Below are 11,687 nucleotides of genomic sequence, written 5' to 3'. Positions count from 1 at the left end.
CGCCCTTGATTATTTCTGCCGGGAAATAATCGTTACCACACCGCCGGCTCTTCGCGCAGGAACGGGTTGGTCTGGCGCTCGTGGCCGAAGGTCGACATCGGGCCGTGGCCGGGAATAAAGCGCATGTCGTCGCCCAACGGCAGCAGTTTGGTGCGAATAGAGGCGATCAGCGCCTGATGGTCACCGCGCGGGAAGTCGCTGCGCCCCACGCCACCGTTAAACAGCACGTCGCCCACCAGCGCCAAACGCGCCTGCTCATTGATAAAGACGATGTGGCCCGGCGTGTGCCCAGGGCAATGCAACACCTTGAGCGTCATCTCGCCCACCTGCATCTCATCGCCTTCCAACAGCCAGCGGGTCGGCGTCAGCGGCGCGCACTCTTCCAGTCCAAACATCCGACTCTGCGCCGGCAAACCGTCCAGCCAAAACGCGTCTTCTTTATCCGGGCCGTAGATCGGCACCTGATAATGGTCCGCCAGCTCCGCCGCCGCACCGACGTGATCCAAATGACCGTGCGTCAGCAGAATCTGAGTGATCGTCACCCCCTGCCGCGCGACTTCCGCTTTGATTTTCTCGGCTTCACCGCCGGGATCGACCAACGCCGCCTGCTGCGTGTTTTCGCACCAAATCAGGCTGCAATTCTGGCTAAAGGCGGTAACGGGAATAAGATGGTATTTCATAAGGCTCCAACGACAATAACGCCGCATCCGCAAGGGGCGGCGTTATTCACTGATGGCACAGCGATTACCAGGTCCGAACCGGGCCGGTATCGATGTGTACGAAGTTGCTACGTGGGTAATATCCTACACCACCGGCGCGCATTTTTAACGCCGCTTTACGGATATTACTCAATTGGATGCCTTCGATATGGAAATCCATCGCTTGGCCTTTGGTGTGGTAGCTGTGCTTGGCCACGCCGCGGCTATGCGCACGCAGTTCGTTGTTGGTATCTACGGAACGGTATCCGGAGATCAGCTGCACCGGCTTGCTGGTGCCCAGCAGCCCCTGCAGGCGATAGAGGTGATCAAACAAGCGGGGATCGATCGATTTAACCTTGTTGGCGCGATAATCGCGGAACAGATGATTTAGCCGCACCAACTCTTCTTTATTGTAACCTTTGCCGTCAAAGAACTCGGCTTTAATAGATTCACCGGTATTCAGGTTATTCAACACTAAAATACGCGGTCGAGCGGTGGAAATACTGGCAAACGCCTGCCCTGGAAGCAGCGCTATGCCCATAGCGGCGCCACCTAGCGCCAGCCATTTACGGCGGTGATGATCAATTTTGTCCATGACTCTGTTAAACCCGGCAAGAATGTCAAAATAAATGCACAAAGCAGCGCACTGTCCGAACCATAACCGCCTGCGTATGCTGAGTCAACCCGCGATACGCCTAGGTTTACAGGCCCCCGGCTACGAGGGCCTGCGGTATAGCCAAACATTCTGACCGTTATTTATTTATAATTACTGCATTTACTGCATTAATTTTTTGGCCTGAGCCAAAATTTGTGCGCCCGATCGCACCGTATTATCATAATTGTAAATATCTGTACGGAATTGCGGTTGGCCGTCATCCGAAACCCAGGCGGTCAGATAATACAGTTTTACGGGAATACGCTGGCGAATATTCACATAAGTGGTATTCCCTTCTTTCAGCGTGGAAGATACGCGGCTGTTGTTCCAGCCGGCGTCCTGCAGCAGCATATTCGCCAAATCGGAAGCCTTGTTCACCCGCACGCAGCCGGAGCTGAGCGCGCGGATGTCTTTCTGGAACAGGCTGTGGTTCGGGGTATCGTGCAGGTAGATGGCGTCCGAACTCGGCATATTGAACTTGAAGCGCCCCAGCGAGTTGGTGGCGCCCGGCGCCTGACGCACGCGATACGGGAAGTTGCGCGCAGAGACCATGCTCCAGTCGATCATCGCCGGGTTGATCACTTCCGCATCGTTGCTCCAGCCCGACAGCACGGTATAGCCGTGTTTCTGGAAGTAGTTACCGTCACGCATCGCCTTCGGCACAATGTCCTCACGCACCAGGGTAGTCGGTACGTTCCACGGCGGGTTGACCACCACGTTATTCAACGCGCTGCTCATCAGCGGCGTCTTGCGGCTCGGCCGCCCGACGATAACGCGGGAAGACAGCACCTCATTGCCGTTCTGGTAGTAGGTCAGCGAGTAGTTGGGAATGTTCACCATGATGCCGGTACCGACATGCCCCGGCAGGATCCGCAGGCGCTGGATATTCAGCGCCAGCAGCGCGGCGCGGGTTTTCGGTGACACGTTGAGCCACTCGCGGGTGCGCACGCCGATCACGCCATCCGCCGTCAGCCCTTGCCATTTCTGGAAGCGCTTGACACCCTCCACCAGTTCGTCGGTATAGAGGTTATCGCTCACCACGCTGCCAATCTGCGGCGGCGTCTGTTCCGCGGTCAGCTCCGTCACCGGCGCTGCCGATGGGCTGACCGTCACGCGGCTTTTCTCTTCGTCTACCGTCAGCCCGCCGTCGTCGGGCTCATTGATCTTCGCCGAGACCACCGCCGGTTCCGGATCCGCTTCCGGCGCCGAGGCGGCGAGCATACCGGTGCGCGTCAGGATCTCACGCAGCGCCGGAATATCATTGCTCATTTGGCCTGGACGCAGGCTCGGGCCGCTGCCCACCTGCGGCCAGGGACGATTGTCCGCCAGCATGTCGCGCAGCGCCTGATGCATCTTGGCGTATTGCGGATGCTGCGGCGCGAGCGAATTCACGTAGCTCAGAGTACGCGCCTGGCGCACCGCCAGCTGCCATTGGTTGATCACCGCGGTGGGCGGCAAGCCAAGCTTGTAGGGAATATTGCTGTACAGCCAGTTGTTGCCGTTGGCACCGATGGCGGAGACGAACTGCAAATAGCCCAGCATCGCATCGGACAGCACCGCATCGCGGCCCGCTTCACTGAGCGCCGGATCGGTCAACATCTTCACCCATTGGGTGAACTGTGGCTGCACGCCGGACATCGCCAGCTCGGCCAGCTGCTGCTGAAACTGCTGAACGGCTTCGCGATCTTGCCACATCGGCTGCATGTGATTCGCCGCATACAGCGGCGCCAGCGTGGACAGGTAGTGCAAATCCATGCCGCGCGGCAACGCGGCCAGCAGTTCAGAACGGCTCTGCGCAACGGACATGCCTGCTGATGCCACCGGCAACGCCGGGACGGTGGCCGATGCGGAAAACGACGACACAAGACTACAGGCGATAGCGCCACTCAGCGCCAAACGTCGTAGAGAGTTTCCCTTTTTAAGCAACATCCCTTGCCCCCTGTATGCTCACAAAAAAAACGTCAAAAACTGCATATAGTTTCAGTATACAAACAGAAAGGCCGTTTCGCCCTGCGGGCGCCGAATAACTGTTTATGTGATTAAACTAACCGCTTTTCAACGGATAAAAAAGCAGGACTATCATCCACGCGCACAAAAAAATAGCCACCCTGCGGCGGCTATTTTCGGATTTTTAGGGCGTTTTTCTACGTTACGGCGTTTCAACCGGCGCAGCACCCAGCGCCGGCGGCTCGCCGGCGAAACCGCGCAGCCCCACCACGTGCACATGCTCGTGGTTCTGAAACACCTTACGCACCAGTTTATAGGTGGTGCCCTTCTCCGGGCTGATGTTTTCCGGCGCCGCGATGATCAGCTGCATCTCCAGACGGTCGCACAGTTCGAACAGCGTGGCGATCGACTTGGCATCCAGACGCGCCGCTTCATCGAGGAACAGCAGGCGGCACGGCGAGATGTCTTTGCCGCGCAGGCGACGGGACTCTTCTTCCCAGCTCTGCACCACCATCACCAGGATTGACATCCCGGTACCGATGGCTTCACCGGTAGACAACGCGCCGCTTTCCGCACGCAGCCAGCCGTCGGAGCCACGGTATACCTCCACTTCCATCTCCAGGTAGTTGCGGTAGTCCAGCAACTCCTCGCCGATGGTCTGTGGCGTGCGCTGCCCCATGTCGATCTGCGGATTCAGGCGCTGATACAGTTTGGCCAACGCTTCGGAGAAGGTCAGGCGGTTGCTGTTGAACAGATCCTGATGCTGTTCCTGCTGCTCGGAGAGCACGTCCAGCAGAGTGGCGTGCGCTTCGCGCACATTGACGTTCAGCCGCACGCTCTTCACCTGGCCGAAGGAAACGGCCTGCAGCCCCTGGTTCAGCATGCGAATGCGGTTCTGTTCGCGCTGAATGGTTTTGCGAATAATGTTGGCCACGCTTTTCGAACTGATCGCCAGCTTCTGCTCGCGCGCGGTCAGCTCTTCGGTCAGACGGCCCAGCTCGATTTCCATCTGTTCGATGGCCTCGACCGGATCGTCGGTGCGGATGATGTCCTGGCGGATGCGCTCGCGCAGGTGCTGGTACACCGCGATATAGAACTGAATCTTACGCTCCGGCCGCTTCGGATCTTCCGACAGGCGCAGCACATCGCGCAGGTGTTCGTTATCTGCCACGGCCAGACGCAGCGCACCGAGCGCCTTATCCGACATCGAGCGCAGCTCGTCGCCATCCATATACGCCAGCTCGCGGCGGTGCAGGCGGCGTTCCATGCCGTTGTCTTTCACCAGGCGCATCACCGCGCACCAGCCCGCCTTGGCGGTCACCACCTGCTCGCGCAGCTGGTGATAATCGCGTTCCAGCTTGCGCAGCTTCTTCTGCAGGCCGTCCATTTCGGCTTCGCAGAAGGTCAGCTGTTTCTCCAGCTGATTGCGGCGAGCGCGGTTGTTGCTCAGCGCCGCATGCAGCTCGTCGCGGCGCTGACGCGCGCGCGCTTCGGCGTTGGCGTCGGCCTGCACGCCGATATCCACCAGCTCCTGGCTCAGCTCTTTCAGCATGTCGCGCTTGGCGTCGTACGAGCTTTTCAGCGAAGCCAGCACCTGACTGTACTGGGTGAACTGGGTTTGATACTGACGCAGCTGCTCACGGGCGCGGGCGCGTTCGGCTTCCGCCTGCTCCAGACGCTGGCGCAGCTTGTCGTTCAGATCGTTGTTGGCGTTCTGCATGCCGGCGGAGTCGGTATAGCTGAAGTGCGCGCGACGCTGCACCACTTCAGTGAGCGCGAACGCCTGCTGTTTCGCCTGACGCTGCACGCTTTGCGCCTGCGCGTAATCCTGCTGCAGCTGTTCATGCTGCTGCGGATCGCTCTGCAGCACCGACAGCAGCGGCTCCAGCTTGGCCAGCGACACGCCGTGCTGCTGAATATGACGCGCGGCGTCCTGCGCTTCTTCCAGCTCTTCGCGCATCTCGTCGACGCGGTCCTGCAACGTTTCATCGTTCAGCAACGACACCAGCGGCATCAGGCGGTTGAGCGCGGAAATACCCTCTTTGGCCTGATCGTACTGCTGACGCTGCTGCTGGTTCTGCGCTTCGTGATTGTTCAGCGCACGTTCGATCTCGCCACGGCGGGCGTTCAGGCCGCGGATCTCCGCTTCTGGATCGGCGTCGAACGCCACCGCCAGATGGGTACCGATAAAGCGGCTGAAAGCCTGGTGCGAACGCTGGGTTTTCTGCACGTCGAACGACAGCGTGGCATAGCGCTCCGCCAGCGTTTCACGCTCGGCATGCAGCACTTCCAGGCGGTTTTCGCGCGCCGCGCGGCCGAACAGCGGCACTTCCGGGTAGCGGGAATAACGCCACTGGCGATCGGCGATTTTCACCACCACCGCTTTTTCCTGCTCTTCGACGGCGAATACGCTGTCATCGAACGACTGCGGATCCCCTTCGATCAGGTAAAGATCTTCCGGGCAATCTTCCAGCCCTTCCAGCATCTCGCGCACCAGCGACAGATCCGGCACCACGATGGCGTGGCGCGAAGGGCCGTACAGCGCCGAGAAGTAAGGCGCGTCGTCGATGGTGACGTCATCGTAAATTTCCGACAGCAGCACGCCGCCGAAACGTTCGGCCAGCGTGACCAGGCGTTGATCTTCCGCGCCGCCCGGCTGGCTGAGACGTTCGATCTGCGCTTCCACTTCACGTTTGCGGGCCGCCACTTCGTCGCGCTCGACGGTGGTTTCACGCTCGCGCTCCAGCAGCTGCTGCATGTATTCGGTCACCTGCTGGCTGTTTTCCAGCGGCTCTCCGCTCTGATCGCTGAGCTGGCTCAGAGCGTCCTGCGCCGCCAGCCACACCGGCGCGCGCGCCGTCAGCTCACGGATGCGCTGCTGGATCTGCTCCAGCTCCTGGCGCATCTCCATGCGGCGTTCGCCGGCTTCGCTGACGTTCTGCGACAGCGCTTCCAGGCGCTCTTCCAGCTCCTGCTGCAGCATATCGAGATCGTCAGGCTGGTACTCTTGGCCATGGCGTTTGCAAAACTCTTGCAGCAGGCGCTCGGCGTCCTGCTGCGAGCGCAGGCGCTGTTCCAGTTCGCTCAGGCGCAGGCGCAGCGGCTGAACGCGCTCGGCGAGGTGTTGCTGCGAAGGCCAGTCGCGCAGCAATTCGCGCGCGCACTGCCAGGCTTCGCTGCGGCTGACCTGGCCGGCGATTTTACCCACCAGCTGATAGGCCTGTTCGAACTGGCCGTGCGCGGCGTCGGCCACGCTCAGCTTCTGTTCCAGCATCAGCAGCGCTTCGGTCGCCTCCTGCTCGCGGGCCTGGAAGGTATCCAGCCACTGTTCGGCGTTGTCTGCGGTCAGGTCCGGCAGTTGGCACAGCGCGCGTGCGCGCTCCAGCGCCTGCAGCGCCTGCTGGTACTGAATGGCGCGGGTCTGCTGCACGTCGAGCGCCTGCTGGTAGTCGGCCAGTTGGCTCTTCAGCTCATCCACTTCCAGCTCGGCCGCTTCGGCGCGCGCTTCATTTTCGGCCTGTTGCTCGCTGGCCTCGGCCACCACTTCGTTCTGCTCTTCCAAACGGTAGGTCAGCTCTTCCAGATCGGCTTCATAGCGCTCGATCTTCTCCTGCTGACGCATCGCCGTCTGCACCAGATTCAGGTGGTCGCTGGCGGCTTGGTAATCGGTTTCCAGATCGGATTCGGCACCGCTCTGTTCGCTCAGCTCGCGCGCCATTTCCACATGGCGATACTGTTCGGCGGCCAGCTGCTTGCGGCTGCCCAACAGATCGCTGCGCAGCGCCAGCGCGCCGTCCAGATGGATGCGGCGTTCGTTGGCGTGGCGCATATAGTCCGCCGCCACATAGGAAGTGGCCTCGGAGATCAGATGCTTGAACAGATCGCGATCCGACTGGGTGACGCGGATCGCTTCCAGCGTCATGCGGTTTTCGCGCAGCGCCGCTTCCATATCCTGGAACGCCTTGCGCACGCCGCTGTTTTCCGGCAGCAGGTAGTCGCGCAGCGAGCGGGTGATGGCGCTTGAGATACCGCCGTACAGCGACGCTTCAATCAGACGGTAGAATTTGCTGCGATCGGCGGACGAACGCAGGCGTTTCGGGATCACGCCCAGATCGAACATCAGCGAGTGGTAATCGGTGATGGAGTTGAACTGCTTGAACTGCACGCCCTCCATCTCTTCCACGCGATCCTTCAGTTCCTGCAGCGACAGCACGCGCGCCTGGCGCTCACCCACGGTCTGGGTCAGCAGTTCGGTCGGCTGCACCGCAGTCGGCAGGCCCTGGATGGTGAACGGTTTGATGTCGACCTTGCGATCGCGCCCCGCTACCTGCTGCAAGCGCACGCCGACCACCACGCGCTGGTGGCGCGAGTTGACGACGTCGAGGGTGGAGTAGCACACGCCGGCGCGCAGCTTGCCGTGCAGGCCTTTATCGCGCGAGCCGCTGGTGGCGCCCGCTTCGGTGGTGTTACGGAAGTGCAGCAGCGTCAGATCGGGGATCAGTGCGGTGACGAAAGCCGCCATGGTGGTGGATTTCCCTGCCCCGTTACCGCCGGACAGCGTGGTCACCAGCTCATCCAGATCAAAGGTGCGGGCAAAGAAGCCGTTCCAGTTAACCAGCGTCAGCGAGCGAAATTTACCGCGTTCAATCATTCCTGTTCATCCTCTGCACCGTCAGGAGCGTTATCAACCTGCTGATCCTCAGCCTCATTCTCATCGTTCAGCGACAGACTGGTTTCAACCGGCATCGCTTCGCCGTCGCGAATCATGCGCAGCTGCGCTTCACGCGGATCGTCGCCGCTGCGCACGTCGGCGCCGAAGCGGAACACCGCCTCGGTAATGCGGAACTTGCTGCTGTCATTGCCCATGAAGTAAACCATGCCAAGGCGGCGCAGGCGGTTCAGCGAGGTGCGCACCTTTTCGTGCAGCTTCTGCCGATCGAGATCCGAACCGGTGGAGCGCTGATTAACGAACTTCAGCAGCTTGTTCTCATCGGCCAGGCTCAGCAGCTCGTCGTACAGCTCCTGATGGCTGAAAATGCCTTCGTGCGCCAGGCGCTCGGGGCTGAGGTACAGGTAGCACAAGATCTTACCCACCATCATATCCAGCTCGGACAGCACCGAGCGCGGGATCAGCGTGGTAGAGCGCGGGCGCAAATAGAAGAAACCTTCCGGCGCCCGAATCAGCTCGACGCTGTAACGGGTGTAAAATTCTTCCAGCTCATCCTGGAAATCCATTAAAAAAGCGTGGTTGTCCAGCTCATCGATACCGATGTGACGACCCGCGCGCAGTTGGCTGTCCAGCGCCGGGAACAGCGAGTTGGACAGTGCCTTGGCCAGCTTGACTGGCATTACTTGTTCAATATTTGTCGATGACATGGGCCTGGACCTTGGCTCCGTAATCATTGATTGCCTGCCATTCCGCCGGCAACCCTGAGAAATCTGCTTCAGCCACACCGAGGCGCACTGCCTGGTCGACCACTAAACGTGCCACGTCGAAATGACGCGCACGCGGATATTGCGCCAGATAATCGCGCATCACCGCTGCAAGGTTGAGCGGCATCTGCTGTTCCTGATACACCTTCAGCGCCTCTTCGATCATCGCCGCCAGCTGTTCGCGAATTTCGCTGAACTCTTCGAACTCCAGATCCGGCGGCAGTTCCCCGGTCACTTCCTCGCTGCGCAGCGCCAGTTCTTCGTCGCGCATGTCCAGCAGACGATCGGCATTGGCATGGGTCAGCGCCCACGGGTGGTCGAAATAGGTTTGCACCGACTGGCGCAGGCGTTGGGCGAACACGCGGTTTTTATCCATATCGATAGCGGTACGGATAAATTTATGCACGTGGCGATCGTAGCCGATCCACAGGTCAATCGCCTGCTGGCCCCAGCTGATGATGCGATCCAGCTTGCTTTGCAGATCGAACACCAGCTTGTCGACGAAGCCCAGCTCCACGTTGCCGAGGGTGGCGTCCTGGATGCGCAGCAGGTTGGCCTGCAGCTTGTCGCCCGCCGCATCCAGCGTATCCTGCAGCTCGCGCAGGGTGCCCGAGGTTTCCGACAGCAGCATCTCGCAGCTGGAGATCGCCGCCCGCCAGTCTTTGCTCAGCAGCGCCGCGATGTCGTTTTTCACGCTCTGCTGCTGCTCGTCCATCACGCGTTGGGTCATGTCGATGCTGTCGAAGATTTCCGCCACCGAATATTTCAACGGCGCGAACACGTTGCGGTGCCAATGGAAATCGTCACCGCCCTCGTCGGCGGCGTCGGCGGCGCGCTTGAGCTCCTGCGCCACGATAGACAGCTGCATCGACAGACGCAGCGTGGAGAATTCGCGTTGGCGAATATAGTAATCGGTAATGCCGATGCCCAGCGGCGTGAGGCGGTAAATCGCGTTACCGTCCGCCAGTTCGCTGGTAAAGCGGTTCAACAGGCGCTGGCGCACCATGTCGTTGATCGCATTGTTGGCGCGCATCGCCACCGTTTCATGCGTCTGTTCAAAACCCTTGCTGACATGGCGAAATGCATCAACCAGCTCACCTTCGCTCATCTCGCCGTCCAGCCGTTCGCCGTTCAGGGTGGCGATGGCGAGCAAAAATGCGAGACGCTCAGTAGGGAGCGAAATAGAGAAATCATTTTTCCGTGCCCAGGCGACCAGTTCGGGTACTGTCTGGGAAAATTCACTCATAGTTCGTCCTTCAGGTTTGGTTTATGCGCCATGACGTGAATATAGCGCCCCAAACTCACGTACGGCTCCTGCCGGCAATAGTGCTGTTCAAGCGCCAGTAACTCTTCAAATTTTTGTGTTTGCAGCTGTCTGCTCTGCAGATAGTCGTGGAACACCCGCACCCCGGTTTTGCCGCTGATGCGCATGCCCAGCTGTTCCAGCCAACCGTAGACCAATAGCGGATCGTGCGGATATTGCGGCGACAGCGAACGCTTGCGGCGCCGCCTGACCTCGGGATCCACCAGTTGGAAATTACCCAACACCACGTTGCGCATCAAGAGGCCGTTGGCGTTGAAAAACATCAGCGACAGCGCGCCGCCCGGCGTCAGGCAGTCATACAACGCCCGCAGCGCCGCTTCGGGCTCGGCAATCCATTCAAGCACTGCATGAAACAATATCAGATCAACCGGCTGTTCCAAATGTTGAGCGATATCCTGCGCAGAACTTTGTACGAATTGCATGTTCTGGCTCACACCTTTCTGCTCCGCCAGCTGCGCGGCGCGCTGGATCATCTCACCAGAAAGATCGCACAACAACACCTGATGTCCTAATTCTGCCAGTTGGCAGGCCATATGGCCTTCACCGCCCCCGGCGTCGAGGATGCGCAGCGGCCGCTGCGGCAACTGCGCCAGCAGCCCGGTCAGATCCTGCCAAACCACCGCCTGGCGGATTTTTCCTTTCGTGGTGCCGTAAATATTACGCGCAAATTTTTCAGCAATATCGTCAAAATTGCGATCCTGCATGGACAACGGCTCCGCTGATCTCATTCTTGTCGGCGGCAAAGCGCACGCCCATTCAAACCTGCTATTTTGGCACAGACTGGCTTAGAATGTATCTTCTTGCGGCCGGTTTATGCCTGGATGCCGCTTTTTCACCCAAAAGGATCTGATTTTCGATGCTGTTCAACCTGAAAAAGTTCTTTGGCGCCCTGCTGATGCCGCTGCCGCTGTTGATGCTGCTGATGGGGCTGGCGCTGCTGCTGCTGTGGTTCACCCGCTGGCAAAAAAGCGGTAAGACGATTTTCACGCTGAGCTGGCTGTTTTTACTGCTTTTCAGCCTGCAACCGGTGGCCGACCGGCTGCTGCGGCCGATCGAAGCCGAATACCAGACTTATCGCGGCAACGATCCGGTCAGCTACATCGTGGTATTGGGCGGGGGCTATACCTACAATCCCGATTGGGCGCCCAGCTCGAACCTGCTCGGCAACAGTCTGCCGCGCGTGACGGAAGGCGTGCGGCTTTATCTTGCGCATCCCGGCGCCAGGATGGTGTTTACCGGCGCGTCCGCCGGACGCATGCAAAGCAACGCCGCCACGGCGGCGCTGGTGGCCGAAAGCCTGGGCGTGCCGCGCAGCGATATGGTGATCCTGGGGGAACCGCGCGATACCGAGCAAGAGGCCGCTCAGGTCGCCAAGTTGGTCGGCGATCAACCGTTCATTCTGGTGACCTCCGCCAACCATCTGCCGCGCGCCATGCGTTTCTTCAAGGCCAAGGGCCTGCACCCGATCCCGGCGCCGGCCAACCAGTTGGCGATCGACTCGCCGCTGAATATCTGGGATCGCGCCACGCCGTCGTCAATGTTCCTCGGCCATACCGAGCGCGCCTGGTATGAAACGCTGGGCAGCCTGTGGCAGTGGCTGAAAGGCGCGGACCGCGCCGGCGCCGAGTAA

8 protein-coding genes are annotated in these 11,687 nt (G+C 60.1%); 1 reads left to right on the top strand and 7 read right to left on the bottom strand.

From position 1 onward, the window contains the following. Nucleotides 1-32: 32 nt before the first annotated feature. The 7 genes from ACK3CV_RS09165 to cmoM all read right to left on the bottom strand — a co-directional run bounded on the left by ACK3CV_RS09165 (nt 33) and on the right by cmoM (nt 10,761). Nucleotides 33-680: an MBL fold metallo-hydrolase gene (locus tag ACK3CV_RS09165; RefSeq protein WP_049195843.1), complete on the bottom strand. Its 648-nt coding sequence runs from the start codon at nt 678-680 to the stop codon at nt 33-35. 64 nt (nt 681-744) lie between these two features. Continuing rightward, entirely contained in the window at nt 745-1,293 is a 549-nt protein-coding gene (gene mepK / locus ACK3CV_RS09160) for a peptidoglycan L,D-endopeptidase MepK (RefSeq protein ID WP_033637866.1), read from the bottom strand. Between the two features lie 180 nt (nt 1,294-1,473). Next, nucleotides 1,474-3,282 carry a L,D-transpeptidase gene (gene ldtD, locus ACK3CV_RS09155; protein ID WP_075206130.1) on the bottom strand — a complete coding sequence of 603 codons (1,809 nt, stop codon included), beginning with the start codon at nt 3,280-3,282 and terminating at the stop codon, nt 1,474-1,476. 220 nt (nt 3,283-3,502) lie between these two features. Further along, entirely contained in the window at nt 3,503-7,951 is a 4,449-nt protein-coding gene (mukB, locus tag ACK3CV_RS09150; RefSeq protein ID WP_164140792.1) for a chromosome partition protein MukB, read from the bottom strand. Continuing rightward, on the bottom strand, nt 7,948-8,676 hold the full coding sequence (mukE, locus tag ACK3CV_RS09145; protein ID WP_033637863.1) for a chromosome partition protein MukE: 729 nt from the start codon (nt 8,674-8,676) through the stop codon (nt 7,948-7,950). Before mukE ends, mukB begins: the two co-directional genes overlap by 4 nt. Next, nucleotides 8,657-9,979 carry a chromosome partition protein MukF gene (gene mukF, locus ACK3CV_RS09140; protein WP_004928228.1) on the bottom strand — a complete coding sequence of 441 codons (1,323 nt, stop codon included), beginning with the start codon at nt 9,977-9,979 and terminating at the stop codon, nt 8,657-8,659. Before mukF ends, mukE begins: the two co-directional genes overlap by 20 nt. After that, the gene (cmoM, locus tag ACK3CV_RS09135) at nt 9,976-10,761 is read right to left on the bottom strand and encodes a tRNA uridine 5-oxyacetic acid(34) methyltransferase CmoM (protein WP_033646604.1); all 786 of its coding nucleotides are present in this window, start codon (nt 10,759-10,761) and stop codon (nt 9,976-9,978) included. Before cmoM ends, mukF begins: the two co-directional genes overlap by 4 nt. Before the next feature lie 152 nt (nt 10,762-10,913). On the opposite strand from cmoM, the gene elyC reads away from it, so the two are divergent. After that, on the top strand, nt 10,914-11,687 hold the full coding sequence (gene elyC, locus ACK3CV_RS09130) for an envelope biogenesis factor ElyC (protein WP_033637860.1): 774 nt from the start codon (nt 10,914-10,916) through the stop codon (nt 11,685-11,687).

Source organism: Serratia sp. TSO36 (assembly GCF_057808395.1).
The sequence above is the reverse complement of the archived record's forward strand: the minus strand, read 5'-3'. Positions and strand labels throughout refer to the sequence as shown.

Bases quoted from the DNA above. Each gene is read 5' to 3' on its own strand.
- mukF (WP_004928228.1), bottom strand. From the start codon at position 9,979: ATGAGTGAATTTTCCCAGACAGTACCCGAACTGGTCGCCTGGGCACGG.
- mepK (WP_033637866.1), bottom strand. From the start codon at position 1,293: ATGGACAAAATTGATCATCACCGCCGTAAATGGCTGGCGCTAGGTGGC.
- ldtD (WP_075206130.1), bottom strand. From the start codon at position 3,282: ATGTTGCTTAAAAAGGGAAACTCTCTACGACGTTTGGCGCTGAGTGGC.
- elyC (WP_033637860.1), top strand. From the start codon at position 10,914: ATGCTGTTCAACCTGAAAAAGTTCTTTGGCGCCCTGCTGATGCCGCTG.
- cmoM (WP_033646604.1), bottom strand. From the start codon at position 10,761: ATGCAGGATCGCAATTTTGACGATATTGCTGAAAAATTTGCGCGTAAT.
- mukE (WP_033637863.1), bottom strand. From the start codon at position 8,676: ATGTCATCGACAAATATTGAACAAGTAATGCCAGTCAAGCTGGCCAAG.
- ACK3CV_RS09165 (WP_049195843.1), bottom strand. From the start codon at position 680: ATGAAATACCATCTTATTCCCGTTACCGCCTTTAGCCAGAATTGCAGC.
- mukB (WP_164140792.1), bottom strand. From the start codon at position 7,951: ATGATTGAACGCGGTAAATTTCGCTCGCTGACGCTGGTTAACTGGAAC.